Here is a 17,349-nt window from a genome sequence, read left to right on the forward strand (position 1 = left end):
GTGGGGTGGTGGCCGGGTCTACTGTCGCGTGCCGGGTCTGATGGAGGCTCTCATTCCACGGAAGGATGAGAGTCATGGCAGCACCGAGGAAGTACCCCGAGGAGCTTCGGGAGCGGGCGATCCGGATGGCGGTCGATCTGCGGCGTGACCCCGCGACCAGGAGCGGCGCGTTGCGTCGGGTGGGTGAGCAGCTCGGGATCAACCCCGAGACGCTGCGCAACTGGGTCCAGCAGACCGAGATCGACGAAGGTCATCGCCCCGGTGTGACCAGTGATGAGGCGAAGCGGATCGCCGAGCTCGAGCGTGAGGTCAAGGAATTACGACGGGCGAACGAGATCCTGCGGACGGCGTCGGCTTTTTTCGCCGCGGCGGAGCTCGACCGCAAGCTGAAGTGACCACCGCGGTGCTGGTCGACTATATCGACCAGCACCGCGACCAGTTCGGGGTCGAGCCGATCTGCACCGTCCTGCGCAAGGCCGGGACGCCGATCGCCCCGAGCACCTACTACGCCGCCAAGACCAGGCCACCGTCCGCGCGGGCGGTGGCCGACCAGGGTCACCTGGAGGTGATCCGGCAGGTGCACGCCGACAACTACGGCGTCTACGGGGTCCGCAAGATGCACGCCGAGCTGAACCGGCGCGACCACCGGATCGCCAGATGCACCGTGCACCGGCTGATGCGCGGCGACGGGCTACGTGGGATCAGTCGGGCCAAGGGCCCCAGGACCACCGTGCCGGGTGCCGGCCCGGACACCCGGCCGGACCTGCTGGACCGCGACTTCAAGGCGCCGGCACCGAACCGGGTCTGGGTCGCCGACATCACCTACTGCCGCACCTTCGCCGGCTGGGTCTACGCCGCGTTCGTCATCGACGTCTTCTCCCGCCGCGTGGTCGGGTGGCAACTCTCGAAGAGCCTGCGCACCGACCTGGCCCTGGACGCCCTCGAGATGGGGCTGTGGACCCGTCAGCACGCCGGCCAGGACACCACCGGGGTGATTGCGCATTCGGACAAGGGAGTCCAGTACCTCGCCGTGCGCTACACCCAGCGGCTGGCCGAAGCCGGGGCCGTCGCGTCGGTCGGATCCACCGGCGACTCTTACGACAACGCCCTGGCCGAGGCGTTCAACTCGCTGTTCAAGGCCGAACTGGTCCGCAACAAGGGCCCGTGGAAGAACATCGACGACCTCGAGATCGCGGTCGCGGAGTACATCGACTGGTTCAACCACCGACGTCTGCACGGCGAGATCGGACTCGTTCCTCCGGTCGAGTTCGAGGAGCAACACGACAGGCACAACCCCGCACCGGCTACCGTCGGCGCGTTAGTTCAGAGCCTCCACTGAACCCGGCACGCGACATTCTGCTCCTCACCCTTTGCCCACCGTCGGTGAGCAGGCACCACTCGACGGCGAACGAAACTCATGAACGTGGCGCTCGATCTAGCGTCGGTCGCGAGGGGTGTCGAGGTCTCGTGCAATCGCTGCCACAGCGTGTCGTCAGGCACCCGCCATGACAAGAGTTCTGTTACGACGGACAGTACGAATTGCTCGGCGCGGTCAAGTAGACCCCCATCGAGCAGCCTTCGCACCTCCAAGATGAACTCGTCGTCCCACGGCAGGTGACCTCCGTCGCTCCCTCGCAGACGGGCAACGTGCCACTGGGATAAGGCTGCGACTGCAGCCTGCTCCCGCGCAACTCGATCCCGCTCCCGCGCCTGCCGCGCCAGCCCGGCAGCCGACTTGGCCAACCGCGCCTCGGAGCGCGCCCGCTGCGCTGCGCCCTTCGCCTCCTGTGTCTGTGGCGCAGCCGCCGCCTTCGGCGCCGCACGCCTCTTCCGTGAGACCCGAGCCTGCCTGAGGGCATCGACCCTGGCCTGCTCTTCGGCGCTCAATGGCGGCTTTGTCTCGCGACGATTGCGTCCCACCCCGCCATCATCCACGAGACAACGCCCGCGCGTGGTCAGTGACAAGAGGCGGGCCGCTGCAAGTCGCGATAACCCGCCAACGCTGCCTCATTCCACCGCAACCCCTTAGGGTCACGCGTTCTGCCGTTTTTGCACCGGCAGGCTCTCGCGTCACTACGGTACGAAACATGCGCGTCCCTCAACTTCGACACCCCGCTCGGTTGCGCATCCGCATGAAGCGCTTGGCGGCGTCGGTCGCCGCGCTCGGCGCAGTGGCGTCGATATCCGGGTGCGCCGTGTCCGAGCGCGATCAGTTCGAGTACGACGGCGTGGACGACGAGACGGCTCAAACCCTCTACCTTCAGGACCAACTACTCCTCATGAAGTCAGGCACTCTTCGAGGCGAGGAATGGACTGTGTGGGTTCTCGGCACCACTGAGCGGATCTGTGAGTCGTTCGATGAGGGTGTCACGCTCAAAGAGATGGCCAGGTTTGCCAAGCGAGAACTGGGTGTCACAGACGGACGTCAGTTTGTGGGCAACGCAGCGGGCTTCGCGTGCCCCCAGCATTTGAGCAGGTTCTGAGCGTCTGACCCATCGCCAGGTGCGCCCGCGCGAGCGTTCTGGCCACGGCGGCCGCTTGACAGGTTTCCTTCGGGTGGCCCCTCCCGTAGACACACTCGGCCCGCAAGGTCAGATCCGACCTGTCGTCCGATACGCCATCCGACTGTCGTCCGACACTCAACAGGTCGGGGCCCTTCGTATAGGAGCTTGCCCTGCGCAACACCCGGCAGATCCACGACGCGTTCGCTCCGCTGGCACCCTCGCGGATGTACGCGCGCGGCGGTGACGGCGTCGACGTACGTTTCGTGCCCTGCTCGGTCGACGATGCCATCGAGACGGCCGACGACTGCGTCGACCAGCTCCTCGACGACGGCTGGGGTTCCGCCGACGTGTGCCTGCTGACCACCGGGCACCGCCACCCCGTGCAGGTCGAGCGCACGGACTTCCACGACCAGGACGGTTACTGGGGCACGTGGTGGGACGACGACGTCTTCTATGGCCACGTCCTCGGGTGCAAGGGGCTCGAGCGGCGTGTGGTTGTGCTCTGCCTCAACGAGGACGGCAGCCGGGACCGTGCCCGCGAGCGGTTGTACGTCGGCATGTCGCGCGCGACCGACGTACTCGTCGTGGTGGGTGACCCTGAAGCGGTGCGTCGCGTAGCTGGTGAGGACGTCGCGCGTCGGTTGGGGGTTTCGTGACGGTCGCTGCGCGACCTCCTCAACCAGCGGGTGCGATGCGCTGCGCGACCTCCTCAACCAGCGGGTGCGATGTGGGCGACCTCCTCAACCACCGGAGTCAGGAGTCGAACGCCTCAACGTTCGCCCGTCCTTCGGTGGCCAGGATCAGCGAGATCCAGCCGTCGGTGCCGCGCAGCCTGCGGCTGGTGGCGTCCGTGACGACGTAGCGGCCGACGAACCGATGCGTGACGACGTAGGTGGCGTCGGCGAACTCGCCGCACACCTCGCCGACGGCGTCGAGACGCATCGACCGCTTCGGGGAGGTCACCTCGAGCGTGCCGGTGGCGGGCTCGCAGGATCCGGGTGCGGGCAGTGCCCCGTCGTCGGCGGTCAGCGTGGCGACGTACGTGCCGTCGAACTGACTGCCCGTGACGGAGCCGACGAGTTGCGCGCTGCCGGCTGAGTCGAGCGCGTACGTGCCGACGCCGGTGCCCTGGAGGTCCACGAGGGGCTTCGGTGCGGCGAAGGCGGGTGAGGCCCCCGCCGTGAGGGCGAGCGCTGCAAGAGTGACCACGGTGGCGGCGATGCTTCGTGTCATGGGTGATGCTCCTGGTTCGAGTGGTGGTGATGTCGGACCAGAACGTGTCACTCGCCGCTTGACCCGGACTTGAGGCCGACTTGAGCGCCGCTCCGCCGAGCGAGACGCTTGAGACATGACCGAGGAACAGCCCTACGAGGTCGTCGAAGAGCACCCCGACTTCGAGGTGCGGTGGTATCCCGAGCACGTCGTGGCCGAGACACGCGTGCAGGGATCGTTCGAGAGCGTCGGGAACAAGGCGTTCATGCGGTTGGTGGGGTACATCGGCGGGCGGAACACCGAATCGACGAAGGTGGCCATGACCGCCCCGGTGCTCCAGGAGCCCGACGAGCTGGGAGAGGGGCGGTACGTCGTCAGCTTCGTGATGCCGTCGGGCTTCGTCCCGGAGGATTCCCCGGAACCCACGAATCCGGACGTGCGGCTGCGCAGCGTCCCGGCGCACTGGGCAGCTGCCCGGAGGTTCTCCGGGCGTTGGTCGCGGGGACGTTATGAGGAGCACGCCAAGCGCCTCACGGAGGCCTTGGAGTCAGTCGGGCTCGAGGTGGACGGCCCTCTCCGGTTCGCGCGATTCGACCCACCCTGGACGCCGTGGTTCATGAGGCACAACGAGGTCGTCGCACCGCTGCGGCCTCTCCCCGAGCAGGACTGACCAAGTACTCCGGGTCAGCGCTCGCCGGTGGCGTCCAGCACCTGCGCGGTGGTGACCACCGTCGCGAACTCGCCGCTGAGGTTGGTCGCCGTCGCCCGGACGAGCTCCTCGGCGGTGAGCCACTCGCCGTCCGGCGCCTGGCGGTCGAACGTGTGCGTCGCGTCGACGACGAACGCGACGTCGTACCCCAGGTTGCCACCGACCCGGGCGGTGGTCTCGCAGCAGTGGTTGGTCGTGATGCCGCAGACGGCGATGCCGCCGATGGACTGGCTGCGCAGCCACTGGTCGAGGTCGGGCTCGCCGTGGAAGGAGGAGTTCACGCCCTTGGTCACGAACAGGTCGGGCTCGTGGGCGACGAGGTAGTCCTTGAGGGCGTGCCCAGGAGACTCGGGGTGGAGAGGCGACTCGGGGTTGGCGGAGGCGTGCTGCACGTAGACCAGCGGCCAACCGCGCGCCGCCCACTGCTCGACGAGGGCAGCGATGTTGTCGTCGCACGCCGGGTTGTCGCGCCGGCCCCACCACGGGTCGTCGAAGCCCTGCTGCACGTCCACCACGACGAGGGCGCGAGGGTCCTGGGTGCTCACGACTGCGCCGTGTCGCCGGGATGCTCGCCGGAGGAGCGCCTCGCGCACTCCTCGGCCAAGGCCTGGTTCATGGCGTCGAAACCGTCAGCGGTCGCCGCGAGGGTCTTGCCCAGCAGCGGGACCAGCAGTCCGCGGAACGTCTCGGAGTGCACGAACCGCGTGCCCGCCGCCGTCGGCTCCAGCCGCAGCTCGTGCAGGCCGTCGAAGACGCCGGGCACCCCGAGTCGTCCCAGCCAGCGCAGGGCCCTGCCCGGCTCGACGGTGACCACGCGCGGCCGGAACGTCATCGCCCGTCCTCCCGGAGGCTGGATCCGCACCTCCAGGCGCTCGCCGACGGCGAGGCGACCCGAGAGCTTGGTGACGAACGGGTTCCAACGCTCGTAGCTGTCGGTGTCCGCGAGCACCGACCAGACGGCCTCGGGCGTGGCGGGGATGTCGAGCGTGCGGGTGATCTGCTTCATGTCGGTGACTTCCTCTGTGGATGGGGTGAGGGTACGGCGTGGTCTCGTGACACGACTTCGTCGTTCCTCGACCAGCGGGGGGTGGCGTGGTCTCGTGACACGACTTCGTCGTTCCTCGACCAGCGGGGGGTGGCGTGGTCTCGTGACACGACTTCGTCGTTCCTCGGCCAGCGGGGTTGCGAGTCGCTGGGCGCCTGCCCAAAATCGGGGGAGCGTCCACCCTCGACCAGCCCTATTCTCGACGAAGGCGACGCGAGGAATGGGGTGGACGGACAGCCGGAACTTCACCTGCACGTGCTCGGCGAGCTCACGGCCACGCGTGACGGCGCGGCCCTGGACCTCGGCGGGCGGCGCCAGCGCGCCGTACTCGCTGCACTGGTCATCCAGCGGGGCCACGTCGTGCCGGCCGAGACGCTCATCGACTGCGTGTGGGGCGACCAGCCACCCGCCAACGCGAACGGCGCGTTGCAGGCCTACGTCAGCCACCTGCGTCGCCGTCTCGAGCCTGACGCGACGGCCCGGCAGCGGGAGGGTGTCATCGCCCGCGCCGGTCCGGGCTACGTGCTGAGGCTCCCGCGCGACGCGGTCGACTCGTGGGCGTTCGAGGCCGCGGTGTCACGCGCAGCCGGCGAGGCACCGGGGGAGGCCGTGTGCACCCTGGACGCCGCGCTCCGGCTGTGGCGGGGACCGGCGTACGCCGACTACGCGGCCGAGCCGTGGGCGGAGGCGGAGATCTCCCGGCTCACCGAGCTTCGCGGGGTCGCCCGCGAGCGTCTCCTCGAGACCCGGCTCGAGCTCGGCGAGGCGCAGCTGGTCATCGGCGACCTGGAGGCGCTGGTCGCGGAGGACCCGCTCCGGGAGGAGCGCTGGCGCCTCCTCGCGCTGGCGCTCTACCGTTCGCACCGCCAGGCCGCGGCGCTGGAGGCCCTCCGCCGAGCCCGTGCGGTCCTCGCCGACGAGCTCGGTGTCGATCCCGGAGCCGCCCTGCGCTCCCTCGAGGCGGAGGTGCTGGCACAGTCGCCCGACCTCGACGGTCCGAGACCCGCAGCGGCCACGACCGACGCGATCCCAGTTCCCCGCCCTCGCACCCCCGACGGCCTGGTGGACCGGGAGCGCGAGATGGCCCTGCTGAGGTCGAGGCTCGACGACCTCGCCGACGGCGCGTCCGGGTGCCTGCTGCTCGAGGGCCCTGCGGGGATCGGCAAGACCCGTTTGCTCGACGAGCTGCGCCGCCTGGCCGTCGCCGCCGGCCTGTGGGTGCGCTCGGCGCGGAGCAGCGCGCTGGAGCAGGACTTCGAGTGGGGAGTGGTCCGCCAGCTGTTCGGCACCGGCGCCGAGGACGTGCTGGGCCGCGAGGAGCGCTTCGCCGTGCTGCGCGGGCTCTGCGACGTGACCACGCGGCTCGCCGAGGAAGCACCGTTCGTGCTCTGCGTCGACGACGTCCAGCGGTGCGACGAGGCCTCGCTCCAGTTCCTGGCCTACCTGGTCCGGCGCCTCGATGGGCTTTCCGTGCTGGTGGTGCTGGCGATGCGCACCGGCGAGCCCCGCCAGGCCGACGACCTCGCCGAGCTGGTCGCCGACGAGACCGTGACCGTCGTACGCCCCGCGCCTCTCACCGAGCAGGGCACCGGGGCGCTGGTGACCGACCGGCTCGGCCGCGGCGCCGACGCGTTCGTGGCCACCTGCCACCGGATGACCGCGGGCAACCCGCTGTTCCTGCGCCAGCTGCTCCGGGCACTGGCGGACGAGGGCGTGTCGCCGGACGTGTCGCACGTCGACACGGTCAGGGCGGTGGGGTCGCGGGCGGTCACCTCGCTGGTCACGCTCCGCCTGCGCCGGATGCCGGCGACGGTCACGACCGTCGCACGCGCGGTCGCCGTGCTCGGTCCGGACGCCGACCTGGTGTCGGTGACCGACCTCGCCCGACAGTCCGAGGAGGAGGTCGCGGCCGCCCTCGACCTCCTGGCCCGCAGCGAGATCCTCGTCGACGGCCCCCCGCTCGACTTCGTCAACCCGCTGGTGCGCGACGCCATCCATGCCGACATCCCCACGGGCGAGCGAGCGCTGCTGCGCGAGCGGATGAACCGTCGGCTCAAGTCATCCTCAAGTTCCCCCAGCCATGCTGGGGCGTCCCGACCCTGAGGTGGTGCCGGTGCCAGAGTCCACGCCCCTTGCTGGGCCCCTCCCGCCCGCCGACGCCGAGGCGTTGCGCGGGCTGGCCGGCGGCGCCATCCACCTGCCGGGGGACCCGCTGTACGACGAGGCGCGGATGCCCTGGAACCTCCAGGTCGACGAGCACCCCGCCGCGGTCGCCTACCCGGCCGACCCGCACGAGGTGTCCCGGATAGTCCGTGCCGCCGCCGCGTCCGGCCTCCGGGTCGCGCCCCAGGGGACCGGGCACGGCGCCCCGCCGCTGGCGGGACGGCTCGGGGATGCCGTGCTCCTGAAGACCTCGGCGATGACCGGGCTGCGCGTCGACGCCGCAGGCCGTACGGCGCGTGCGGAGGCCGGCGTGCTCTGGGGCGACGTCGTCGCGCGCGCCGGCCGGGTCGGGCTGGCGGGGCAGCACATGTCCAGCCCGGGCGTCGGGGTCATCGGCTCCTCGCTCGGTGGCGGGGTGAGCTGGTACTCCCGCCAGCACGGACTGCAGTGCAGCGCGGTCACGGCTGTCGAGCTGGTGCTCGCGGACGGGACCTTCGTGCGCGCCACCGAGGACCAGGACGCCGACCTGCTGTGGGCGGCGCGCGGCGGCAGCGGTGGCTTCGGCGTCGTGACCGCGTTGGAGTTCGACCTGCTGCCGGTGCGGACGGCGTACGCCGGGATGCTCGCGTGGGACTGGCGGCACGCCCAGCGTGTCCTCACCGCCTGGGGGGAGTGGACCGCTGACGCGCCCGAGTCGGTGACGAGCGTGGCTCGGATCTTCCAGGTGCCAGACATCGAGTGGCTGCCCGGCCAGCTGCGCGCCCGCAAGATGGTCATGCTCGACGCGGTGGTGCTGGGCGATCCCGATGCGGGGGCGCGTGCCATCGCCCCGCTGCGAGCGCTGAGGCCCGAGGTCGACACGTTCGCCGAGATGCCTGCCGCGGAGGTCGCACACCTGCAGCTCGATCCCCAGGAGCCCACGGCGGTCTACGCCAACAGCGTGCTGGTCGAGGGCTTCCCGGCGAGCGCGGTCGACGCTCTCGTCGCCGCCGCCGGCCCCGGGTCGGGCAGCAACCTCCTCTTCGTGGAGCTGCGCCAGCTCGGCGGTGCCCTGGCGCGGCCCTCGCCCCGGGGCGGGGCGCTCGACCACCTGCCCGCCGCGTTCCTCGTGCTCGGCGTCGGGCTCGACGTCGGCACCGGGTGGGACGCGGTCCGCGCGGACGCCCTGCGGATCCTCGACTCGCTGGCCCCATGGTCGTCGCGGGCGTCCTACCTCTCGATGGCCTACGAGGCTGCGGCTCGACGCGGTTTCGCGGCGGCGGCGTACGAGCGGCTCGTGCGGATTCGTGAGTCTGCGGACCCGAATCAACTGTTTGTGGCGCCTCGCGCGGCTGCACACGACTGATTCCGCGGCCTGGCTCAAGTCGGCCTCAAGTCGCCCGCAAGTGCGCGGGTCCACGGTGTCCCGGTCAACGACACGGAAACACCGGAGGAAGCATGACCATCGCACAGACCAGCACCCGCGACGCCATCCCGTTCGCTGAGCTGGACGCACTCACGATCGGGACCGTCGCGGTCCCCGGCGACAGGAAGTACGACGCCCTCGTCTCGCCGTGGAACGTCGCCATCCCGGTCCGGCCCGCGGCCGTCCTCGCGGCGCACGACGCCCAGGACGTCGTCGAGGCCGTGCGGTTCGCGGCCCGCCACGGCATCCGGGTGACCCCGCAGGCCACCGGCCACGGCCCCATGGCCGAGCTCACCACCGAGCTGCTGGTCACCACCAAGGAGCTCGACGAGGTGGAGATCCACCCCGAGGGCTGGGCGCGCGTCGGAGCGGGCGTGAAGTGGCTCCGCGTCGTGGAGGCCGCCGCGCCCCACGGCCTGGCGCCGCTGTCGGGCTCGATCACCGACGTCGGCATCGTCGGCTACACGACCGGCGGCGGGCTCGGGCCGATGGCCCGCAGCTACGGCCTCGCCAGCGACAAGGTGCGGGCGATCGAGGTCGTCACCGGCGACGGCGTGCTGCGCCGGGCGACGCCGACGGAGCACCCCGAGCTGTTCTTCGCGCTGCGAGGCGGGAAGGGGATGCTCGGCATCGTCACGGCGATCGAGTTCGACCTGGTGCACCAGCCGAGGTTCTACGGTGGGTCGCTGTGGTTCGACGGCTCAGACGCGCCTGCCGTCATCGACGCCTGGCGGGCCTGGTCGGCTGAGCTGCCCGAGGCCGGAACGACGTCGTTCGCGCTGTTCCAGCTGCCCGAGATGGAGGGTGTGCCCCCGATGCTCGCCGGCCGGCTGACGCTGTCGATCCGCTTCGTGTGGACCGGGTCGGCGGCGGAGGGGGAGCGCTGGTTCGCGGCGATTCGTGCCGCCGCCCCCGTCATCCTCGACGACGTGGCGGAGAAGCCCTACACGGCGATCGACTCGGTCCACACCGACCCGCTCGACCCGACACCGGCGTATGAGGCCGGCGACGTGCTCACCGACTTCCCACAGGAGGCCGTCGACGCGTTGCTGGCACTGACCGGACCGGGGGTGGCCTCGCCACAGATCCTGGTCGAGGTGCGCCAGCTGGGTGGAGCCTTCGCCCGGCCGGGGGAGCACCCGAGCGCGTTCGCGTCGCGCGCGGCGGCGTACTCGCTGCTCACCGTCGGGATCGCGGAGGTCCCTGGCGTGGAGGAGCACGCCCAGGCGATCCTCGACGCCCTGGAGCCGTGGGTGGGCGGCCACCGGCTGCCGAACTTCACATTCACGCCGGAGGAGTACGTCGATGCGTACGACGAGGTGACCCTCGCGCGACTGCGTCGGGCTGTTCGCGCCTACGACCCCGACCGCGTGATGACGATCGGCGGCGTGCTCGGCTGACCGCCCGTCCCCAGGACACGGCTCGTGGCCCCCGGCTCGGCGGGGGACACGAGCCGTGCCACATCACCTGTGTGTCGAGGGCCTCCCGGGAATTTCACCCGATGGCGGACTTCTCACCGTGGAGGCCGCATACTTGAAGGGATGACCAGCTCATACGGCTCACGGCCCAGGCACCTCCCCAACAGTCCATTCAAACCTCGCGTCGAGCCCGAGGTGGAGGTGTTCGAGATCGGCGACCGCGTCAGCCACGACCTCTACGGCGTCGGCAAGGTCATTGCTGTCGACAGCCACGCCGTCACGGTGGACTTCGGGTCGCAGACGGTCCGGGTGAAGCCGCCGTACGCGAAGATGCAGCACCTGTAGGTCCGCGGGTTTCGAGACGGGACTTCGTCCCTCCTCAACCAGCGATCGAGTGGCGCGGTTTCGTGACGGGACGTCGTCCCTCCTCAACCAGCGCAAACAGGTAGCGGCTATCCCTGACGCGCGGCCTTCTTCGCCGCGGCCTCGGCCCGCCGCTCGACGAACCGCGCGGCCTCGCCGTCAAGGGCGGAGACGGCCGCCGCCAGCTCGTCGCGAGCGCGCTCGCCGTCCTCGTCGAGGCCCTCGAGCTCCCACACCCCCCACTGCCGCAGCAGCGGGGTGACGATGTCGTCGTGGTGGATGCGCAGGTCGTAGATGCCGGCCTTGGCCATCTGCACCGCCTTGCGGGTGAAGCCCGGGATGATGCTGCCGGGCATCTGGAAGCCGACGACCTCCTCGGTGATGGCGCGCATCGTCTGGCTCGGCGCGAGCTCCAGCGCAGCGGCGACGATGTTGCGGTAGAAGATCATGTGCAGGTTCTCGTCCTTGGCGACCCTGGCGAGCAGCTTCTCGGCGATCGGCTCCTCGGTGAAGCGACCGGTGTTGCGGTGCGAGACGCGGGTGGCGAGCTCCTGGAAGGAGACGTAGGCACAGACGTTGAGCACCGACTTCTCCGTCGCGGCGTAGCCGATCTCCATCGTCTCCATCCGGGCCCGCTCGAGCTCGGTCGGGTCGACGCCACGGGTGACCAGGAGGTAGTCGCGGATGCAGAACGCGTGGCGCCCCTCCTCCGCCGTCCAGCGGTTGACCCACGTGCCCCACGCGCTGTCGCTGCCGAAGGCGCGGTCGATCTCGCGGTGGTAGCTCGGCAGGTTGTCCTCGGTCAGCAGGTTGACCTCGAGCGCCGTACGGGCGACGGGGGAGAGCTGCGACTGCTCGACCGACCACGCCTCCCCGCCCAGGTCGGCGAAGTCCCGGCCGAGGCTCCAGGGGACGTACTCGTGCGGCATCCACTCGTCGGCGACGGCGAGGTGCCGGTCGAGGTTCTGCGCCACCACCGGCTCGAGCTCGGCCAGCAGCTGGGTGCTCTCGAGTGCAGCCATGGTTCCTCCTCGACGGGTGGACGTGGGGGCTGCCGCCCGCACTCTCCCTGCCTACACCTCCGACGCGGAGGTGGCCAGAGGTGCCGGCACACCGATCACGGCCGGAAGACCACCTTGACCATCCCCTCCTCCTTCTTCTGGAAGTGCTTGTAGGCGCTGGGCGCCTCGCTGAGCGGGAGGTGGTGGGTGGCGAAGGCGTCGACGCCGAACGGGTCGTCGTCGACGAGCATGGCGAGCAGCTCGTCGGTCCAGCGCCGCACGTTGGCCTGCCCCATGCGCAGCTGGATCTGCTTGTCGAACATCTGGAACATCGGCATGGGGTCCACGGAGCCGCCGTACACGCCGACGATCGAGACAGTGCCGCCTCGGCGTACGGCGTCGATCGAGGTGTGCAGGGCCGCGAGCCGGTCGAGGCCGGCCTTCTTCATCATCGGCTCGGCGACGGCGTCGGGCAGCATGCCGACGAACTTCTGCACGAGGTGGGCGCCCGGGGAGCCGTGTGCCTCCATGCCGACGGCATCGATGACCGCGTCGGGGCCACGACCATCAGTGCGGTCGCGGACGATGTCGCCGATGGTGCTGCTCTTGGAAGCCTCGTCGAGGTCGATCGCCTCGGCGCCGAAGGCCTCGACGCGGGCGAGCCGCTCAGGGACGCGGTCGACGGAGAACACGCGGAGGCCGGCCTTCACCCCCATGCGGGCTGCCATGTCGCCGATGGGACCGGCGCCCATCACGAGGAGGCTGCCGCCGTCAGGGACGTCGGCGTACTGCAGCGCCTGCCACGCCGTCGGCAGGACGTCGGAGAGGAACAGGAACCGGTCGTCGTCGTGCTCGTGCGGCACCTTGACGGGCAGGAAGTCCGCGAAGGGGACGCGGAGGTACTCCGCCTGCCCACCCGGCACCTGGCCGTAGAGCTTGCTGTAGCCGAAGAAGCTCGCGCCCGTGCCGTGCTCGTGGTTCTGGGTGGTCTCGCACTGGCTGTACAGGCCCTGGTCGCACGTCCAGCACGACCCGCAGCACACGTTGAAGGGGACGACGACCCGGTCGCCCACCTTCAGCTTGGTGACCTCGGGTCCCACCTCCTCGACGATGCCCATCGGCTCATGGCCGACGATGTCTCCGGCCTCCATGAACGGGGCCAAGGTCTCGTAGAGGTGCAGGTCGGAACCGCACAGGCCGGTGGAGGTGATCTTGATGATCGCATCCGTCGGCTCCTCGATGCGTGGGTCGGGCACGTCGGTGACCTGCATGTCGTGGACGCCTTGCCAGGTGACTGCCTTCATGGGGCCGAACCGCCTTCGCCTCGAGATCGTCGGACGGGGTGGGTACCCGCGGGGGCGCATGGGCATGCGGGTGTCTCACGGCTGGTACGGCGGTCTCGGGGCGGCCTGGGCGGGTGCGCGGGGAACCCGGCTGCAACGTCATGCGAAGTGGCAGCCATAGGGCGCGGAACGTATGACGCACGCGATCTGCCCGCAACGTCGTACGAGGTGGTGGCTATCGCGACCGCAGAGTATGACGTCCTGCGTGGCGACCTCGGTCAGCCTTGGGTCAGCGAGTCACGAATGGCCTTGAGCCAGTCGAGGTGAGCAGTCGGCGAGTCGCCTGGATCCCTGTAGTTCCCGAGGTCGTCCAGTACTTGCTCGACCTTGTCCTCAGAGGGCGCTGACGCGAGCAATGTGTCGATCTCTTCGATCAGTCCTGGGACACGCTCTGGGACCCGCCGGGCGAAGTCGGCAACGCCGGCCTCCCATGAACCGTCGTACTCGTCCCACCAGTCCTGATGGAAGTAGGCGGCCATGAGTTGGCGCAGGTTCCCGCTGAAGCACGGGCCTGCGCTCACGCGTCTGCTCTCTGCTCGACAATGCGGTCGCGCACGGCCAATAGCCAAGCGCGGTCGCCCTCCGGTGGAGAGTAGGAGAAGCCAAAGCTGACCAGATGGTCGTCCAGCTCTGAATCGCTCTGGTCTTCTGCCAGAACAGTGTCTATTTCGCTTGGAACCAGAGGGGCCATGTCTGGGGAGCGACGCACGAAATCGTCAACCGCCTCCTCCCATGAGCTGTACTCGTACTCGTCCCAAGCCTCGTAGAAGTAGGCAACGATGAGGTGCTTCAGGTTCTGCGTGGCTCCGTTCCTACTGTCCGAATGCGGCATTGGTCCTAGTTCCGTTCGGCCGGGGTGAACAGCCCCATGTCGCTCGCGACCTCTCGAAGTTCGGGACCCAGCAGACGCAGGATGGGATCGCCCTCCGGCGTGTGCGGCAGCATCTCCACGAAACCGACTCCGATCAGGTCCTTGATCTCCTCGCCTCCCGCCGAGAAGGCGTTCTCGAACCACGTCATGAGCTCGGAGATCCGGTGGGCATTGCCCGTGACCTGCGTCTCCGACCAACGCTCGATGTCCGCCATGAGCAGGTAGGGCAGGAGCTCGCCCTCCTGGTCATCCAGGTGTTCTGTGAGCAGTGGCCTCAGCTCCGGAAATGCCTCCACCACTCGGAGCATCAGGTCTTCATTCGCCGTCATGATCCCAACACGTCCTTCAATTCGTTGATGAGCGACTGTGCCACCTGCCTGTCAGCGGGCGACGCGTCAGAGCGATGGGTGAGCCACTTCTCGAGGCCCCGGAGAGTCTCTCGACCCTTGATGATGTGCATCCTCCCGTGCGTGGGATCACCCGTCGCCAGCTCCCTGCGGATGGCGTCCATGGTCGTTCCGTCACCGACCCGGGACTGGTTGTGCGTCCCCTTGAACAGATTGTTCACGTAGTTCTTGAGCCTCACGTCCTGCACTTCAGGCTTCGGTCGGCCTGGAACGCGCGATGCCCCACCCCAACCCAGCGGGCTCTTCATCGAACCCCGCTCATCACGAGCACCCACCCGAGCCAGCTTCTCGGCGCGCTCGCGCACCACCCGCAGCCCGTCGCGAGCAGCTCGGGCCTTGGTGGCGCTGGTGGCGGCGGCGAGCTGCAGCGAGGACTGCAGGGCTCGGAAGCGCGGTGCGTGGGAGGTGATGCGCGCGATGACCGCACCGGCGGCGGCGCCGCCACCGAGCCCACCCGTGAAGCCGGCGACGAGCACAGAGAGCACAGCGCCCTCGACGATCATCTGGCCGATCTCGGCGAGGAGCGCGCGGGTTCGGTCGTGGGTCTCCTCGACGGCGCTGGCGTAGTCCTCGCAGGCCTGCCCAAGGTCGCTCAGGCACAGAGCCGCGTCACCGACGAGTGACCGGACGTCGGCCAGCACGTCGAGGGCGAGGGGGATCTCGGGCGACCGCTGGCGCGACAGCAGCTGAGCGACGTCGTCGACGTGGTGGTCGAGGTGGTCGATCGACAGGGCGGCGCTGCGCCACGTGGCGGCGGCTTCGCGGAGCAGCGCGACATCCGCTCCCGGCCACACGAACCCCTCGACGTGGTCCAGGATCCACCGGTCGACAGTGCCGAAGGAGGGCTCCTGACCGCCGAGGCACGTCGGCGGGTCGGCGGGGGAGACGTGGTCGTAGGAGTCGACCTCGGGGACGGGGTCGCACGGCAGCCCCGCCCCGCCGGAGCCGCACACGGCAGCGATCTCAGCCCGACGGTGGGTGGCCCCCGTGGCTTCGATGATCCGTCCCAGACCGATGAACGCGTGGGTGAGCTCGGTCAGGGTGTCGAGCGCCTGGCGGGCTGCGTCGTCGTACGACCCGGCGAAGGTGACGCTGGTCGAGTCGTTGCCGGCCATGCCGCCGAAGCCGCCGAGCTTGCCGGCCAGCGTCTCGGTGACCATGGCGGCGATCTGGTTGGCCGCGCGGCAGGCATCGGCGGCGTCGGTGAATCCGGCGGACTCGATGGTGATCCTCACGACGAGAACCCTCGCGGGCCGAGCACCCGCGACAACACCCCCGACGAGCGATCTGTGGACAACGACGCTGGTAGGCACTCCAAGGAGTTGCGTAGTCCGCGCAACTTAGTTGCGCAGAACTCTTGACTGTGGCGGACCTCACAGGACACGATGCAGATGCCCCCGACCGTCGGGCGCTCGGCCATCTGGAGGCTTCGGTGGATCTACAACTTCTTCTCGCCCTGGTGCTCGGCATCGGGACGATCATCTTCCTGGTGCTCCGCACCCGTATCGACGCGTTCGTGGCGCTGCTCATCGCGGCCCTCGTCACCGGCTTCGTGGCCGGATCCCCTCCGATCGAGACGATCGGCTCGATGACGACCGGCTTCGGCAACACGCTTGCCTCGATCGGCATCGTGATCGGGCTCGGCGTCGCGATCGGCAAGATCCTGGAGGTCTCCGGTGCTGCTGACGCGCTGGCCAAGAAGTTCGTGAAGGCTCTCGGGCGTGGTCGCGAGCACTGGGCCATGGCCGGTACCGGCGCCGTCGTCTCGATCCCGGTGTTCTGCGACTCCGGCTTCGTGATCATGAACCCCCTCGCGAGGTCGATCGCTCGACGACTGCAGGGCCGCTACGTCACCCTGGCGCTGGCGCTCGGGTGCGGGATGACGTTGACCCACCACCTCGTGCCGCCCACCCCCGGCCCGCTCGGAGTCGCCGGGATCCTCGGCGCCGACCTCGGCGGCCTGATCCTCGCGGGCCTCGTCTTCACCCTCGCGCTGCTCCCGATCGTGATCCTCTACGCCGCGTGGATGGGCCCCAAGCTCGAGAGCGAGCTCGACGACGAGGTGCGCCAGGAGGTCTACGGGCACGCGACCGTGGGTGCGACGGGCCACTCCGCCGGCGTCGGCACGGCCACCCTCGACCGACCCGAGCCGGTCGTCGACGAGGCCCCGGTCCACCAGCTGGGTGACCCGCCGGCCGGGGAGAAGCCGCACACCATCTCCTTCGGACTGGCCGCCCTGCCGCTCCTGGTGCCGCTGGTGCTGATCGTGCTCAACACGGTAGGTGCCGCCATCGACCGCAACAACCAGGGCGTCCTCTCGCCCGACGCGGAGTACACCCCCGCGAACTGGGCCGAGGTCCTGGCCTTCATCGGCCACCCCGTCGTGGCCCTGATCATCGGCATCGTGCTGGCCGTCTACGTGCTCCTCCCGCGCTGGACCCCGCGCAAGCAGGTCCACCACTGGATGGCGGAAGCCGCGGGCTCGGCCGGCCTGATCATCCTGATCACCGGCGCGGGCGGCGCCCTCGGCCAGGTCCTGCGTGACTCCGGTGTCGGCGACGCACTCGCCGAGGCGATCGCCGACCTGAGCCTCCCGGGCGTGCTCGTGCCGTTCTTCATCGCCTCGCTGGTCCGGGTCGCCCAGGGTTCCGGCACGGTCGCCATGATCACGGCGGCCTCCGTGAGTGCCCCCCTGGTCGTCGGTCTGGACCTCTCGCCGCTCGCGGCTGCGCTTGCCTGTTGCGCCGGGTCGATGGTGTTCAGCTACTTCAACGACTCCTACTTCTGGGTCGTCACGAGGTTCACCGGGCTCTCGGGCACCGCGGCTCTGCGCGGATGGTCGGGCATCACCACGGCCGTGTGGCTCGGCTCGTTGCCCCTGGTGCTCATCGCTGGGGCAGTGCTCTGA

The 17,349-nt window shown here is 69.7% G+C and carries 18 protein-coding genes and 1 other annotated feature; of the genes, 9 read left to right on the top strand and 9 right to left on the bottom strand.

Translation table 11 applies throughout. The features are described from left to right. Positions 1 to 74: 74 nt before the first annotated feature. From EXE58_RS11785 to EXE58_RS11795, 3 genes are all read left to right on the top strand, one after another. Positions 75 to 1,339, top strand: a protein-coding gene (locus tag EXE58_RS11785; protein WP_425271653.1) for an IS3 family transposase whose coding sequence is annotated in 2 segments (ribosomal slippage) — positions 75 to 354 and positions 354 to 1,339 — 1,266 coding nt in all. Because the reading frame shifts where the segments join, the coding sequence is not laid out codon by codon here. Further along, positions 353 to 496 (top strand) — a sequence feature (AL1L pseudoknot). Its footprint overlaps the gene before it by 144 nt. A gap of 793 nt (positions 1,340 to 2,132) precedes the next feature. Further along, positions 2,133 to 2,483, top strand: a complete 351-nt coding sequence (locus tag EXE58_RS11790) for a hypothetical protein (protein ID WP_135268068.1) — start codon at positions 2,133 to 2,135, stop codon at positions 2,481 to 2,483. A 245-nt stretch (positions 2,484 to 2,728) separates the two neighbouring features. Next, positions 2,729 to 3,160 carry an ATP-binding domain-containing protein gene (locus EXE58_RS11795; protein WP_135268069.1) on the top strand — a complete coding sequence of 144 codons (432 nt, stop codon included), beginning with the start codon at positions 2,729 to 2,731 and terminating at the stop codon, positions 3,158 to 3,160. A gap of 97 nt (positions 3,161 to 3,257) precedes the next feature. Here the strand turns inward: EXE58_RS11795 and EXE58_RS11800 are convergent, their stop codons facing one another. Continuing rightward, on the bottom strand, positions 3,258 to 3,737 hold the full coding sequence (locus tag EXE58_RS11800) for a hypothetical protein (RefSeq protein WP_135268070.1): 480 nt from the start codon (positions 3,735 to 3,737) through the stop codon (positions 3,258 to 3,260). A 115-nt stretch (positions 3,738 to 3,852) separates the two neighbouring features. Here EXE58_RS11800 and EXE58_RS11805 point away from each other — a divergent pair, with 115 nt between their 5' ends. Beyond that, positions 3,853 to 4,386, top strand: a complete 534-nt coding sequence (locus tag EXE58_RS11805; protein WP_135268071.1) for an SOUL family heme-binding protein — start codon at positions 3,853 to 3,855, stop codon at positions 4,384 to 4,386. A 14-nt stretch (positions 4,387 to 4,400) separates the two neighbouring features. Here EXE58_RS11805 and EXE58_RS11810 read toward each other — a convergent pair whose 3' ends face one another. Then, positions 4,401 to 4,970 (bottom strand): cysteine hydrolase family protein, encoded by a 570-nt coding sequence (locus tag EXE58_RS11810; RefSeq protein WP_135268072.1) that lies wholly within the window; start codon positions 4,968 to 4,970, stop codon positions 4,401 to 4,403. Further along, complete coding sequence (locus EXE58_RS11815) at positions 4,967 to 5,431, bottom strand: SRPBCC domain-containing protein (protein WP_135268073.1); 465 nt, start codon at positions 5,429 to 5,431, stop codon at positions 4,967 to 4,969. Before EXE58_RS11815 ends, EXE58_RS11810 begins: the two co-directional genes overlap by 4 nt. A gap of 264 nt (positions 5,432 to 5,695) precedes the next feature. Between EXE58_RS11815 and EXE58_RS11820 the strand changes: the two genes are divergently transcribed. The 4 genes from EXE58_RS11820 (at position 5,696) to EXE58_RS11835 (ending at position 10,801) form a co-directional block, all read left to right on the top strand. After that, positions 5,696 to 7,573, top strand: coding sequence for an ATP-binding protein (locus EXE58_RS11820; RefSeq protein WP_167288848.1), 1,878 nt, complete (start codon positions 5,696 to 5,698; stop codon positions 7,571 to 7,573). 10 nt (positions 7,574 to 7,583) lie between these two features. After that, positions 7,584 to 8,978, top strand: a complete 1,395-nt coding sequence (locus tag EXE58_RS11825; RefSeq protein WP_208543990.1) for an FAD-binding oxidoreductase — start codon at positions 7,584 to 7,586, stop codon at positions 8,976 to 8,978. A 92-nt stretch (positions 8,979 to 9,070) separates the two neighbouring features. Continuing rightward, positions 9,071 to 10,438, top strand: coding sequence for an FAD-binding oxidoreductase (locus tag EXE58_RS11830; protein ID WP_135268076.1), 1,368 nt, complete (start codon positions 9,071 to 9,073; stop codon positions 10,436 to 10,438). A gap of 141 nt (positions 10,439 to 10,579) precedes the next feature. Further along, a complete protein-coding gene (locus EXE58_RS11835; protein ID WP_135268077.1) occupies positions 10,580 to 10,801 on the top strand; it encodes a hypothetical protein in 222 nt (73 codons plus the stop codon). Positions 10,802 to 10,908: 107 nt separating this feature from the next. Here EXE58_RS11835 and EXE58_RS11840 read toward each other — a convergent pair whose 3' ends face one another. From EXE58_RS11840 to EXE58_RS11865, 6 genes are all read right to left on the bottom strand, one after another. Then, the gene (locus EXE58_RS11840; RefSeq protein WP_135268078.1) at positions 10,909 to 11,841 is read right to left on the bottom strand and encodes an acyl-ACP desaturase; all 933 of its coding nucleotides are present in this window, start codon (positions 11,839 to 11,841) and stop codon (positions 10,909 to 10,911) included. 95 nt (positions 11,842 to 11,936) lie between these two features. Then, complete coding sequence (locus EXE58_RS11845; protein ID WP_135268079.1) at positions 11,937 to 13,124, bottom strand: zinc-dependent alcohol dehydrogenase; 1,188 nt, start codon at positions 13,122 to 13,124, stop codon at positions 11,937 to 11,939. A gap of 257 nt (positions 13,125 to 13,381) precedes the next feature. Next, a complete protein-coding gene (locus tag EXE58_RS11850) occupies positions 13,382 to 13,684 on the bottom strand; it encodes a contact-dependent growth inhibition system immunity protein (protein ID WP_279638245.1) in 303 nt (100 codons plus the stop codon). After that, entirely contained in the window at positions 13,681 to 13,995 is a 315-nt protein-coding gene (locus EXE58_RS11855) for a contact-dependent growth inhibition system immunity protein (protein ID WP_135268081.1), read from the bottom strand. The genes EXE58_RS11850 and EXE58_RS11855 overlap by 4 nt, the downstream gene beginning before the upstream one ends. 5 nt (positions 13,996 to 14,000) lie before the next feature. Beyond that, positions 14,001 to 14,363 carry a DUF7674 family protein gene (locus tag EXE58_RS11860; protein ID WP_135268082.1) on the bottom strand — a complete coding sequence of 121 codons (363 nt, stop codon included), beginning with the start codon at positions 14,361 to 14,363 and terminating at the stop codon, positions 14,001 to 14,003. Then, on the bottom strand, positions 14,360 to 15,676 hold the full coding sequence (locus EXE58_RS11865; RefSeq protein WP_135268083.1) for a protease-associated domain-containing protein: 1,317 nt from the start codon (positions 15,674 to 15,676) through the stop codon (positions 14,360 to 14,362). Before EXE58_RS11865 ends, EXE58_RS11860 begins: the two co-directional genes overlap by 4 nt. A 197-nt stretch (positions 15,677 to 15,873) precedes the next feature. Between EXE58_RS11865 and EXE58_RS11870 the strand changes: the two genes are divergently transcribed. Next, positions 15,874 to 17,349, top strand: a complete 1,476-nt coding sequence (locus EXE58_RS11870) for a GntP family permease (RefSeq protein ID WP_135268084.1) — start codon at positions 15,874 to 15,876, stop codon at positions 17,347 to 17,349.

The sequence above is a fragment of the Nocardioides seonyuensis genome (assembly GCF_004683965.1).
GTDB lineage: Bacteria > Actinomycetota > Actinomycetes > Propionibacteriales > Nocardioidaceae > Nocardioides > Nocardioides seonyuensis.

Coding starts and splice junctions, on each gene's coding strand:
- EXE58_RS11845 (WP_135268079.1), bottom strand. CDS start 13,124: ATGAAGGCAGTCACCTGGCAAGGCGTCCACGACATGCAGGTCACCGAC.
- EXE58_RS11835 (WP_135268077.1), top strand. CDS start 10,580: ATGACCAGCTCATACGGCTCACGGCCCAGGCACCTCCCCAACAGTCCA.
- EXE58_RS11790 (WP_135268068.1), top strand. CDS start 2,133: ATGAAGCGCTTGGCGGCGTCGGTCGCCGCGCTCGGCGCAGTGGCGTCG.
- EXE58_RS11805 (WP_135268071.1), top strand. CDS start 3,853: ATGACCGAGGAACAGCCCTACGAGGTCGTCGAAGAGCACCCCGACTTC.
- EXE58_RS11855 (WP_135268081.1), bottom strand. CDS start 13,995: ATGCCGCATTCGGACAGTAGGAACGGAGCCACGCAGAACCTGAAGCAC.
- EXE58_RS11830 (WP_135268076.1), top strand. CDS start 9,071: ATGACCATCGCACAGACCAGCACCCGCGACGCCATCCCGTTCGCTGAG.
- EXE58_RS11860 (WP_135268082.1), bottom strand. CDS start 14,363: ATGACGGCGAATGAAGACCTGATGCTCCGAGTGGTGGAGGCATTTCCG.
- EXE58_RS11815 (WP_135268073.1), bottom strand. CDS start 5,431: ATGAAGCAGATCACCCGCACGCTCGACATCCCCGCCACGCCCGAGGCC.
- EXE58_RS11840 (WP_135268078.1), bottom strand. CDS start 11,841: ATGGCTGCACTCGAGAGCACCCAGCTGCTGGCCGAGCTCGAGCCGGTG.
- EXE58_RS11800 (WP_135268070.1), bottom strand. CDS start 3,737: ATGACACGAAGCATCGCCGCCACCGTGGTCACTCTTGCAGCGCTCGCC.
- EXE58_RS11795 (WP_135268069.1), top strand. CDS start 2,729: ATGTACGCGCGCGGCGGTGACGGCGTCGACGTACGTTTCGTGCCCTGC.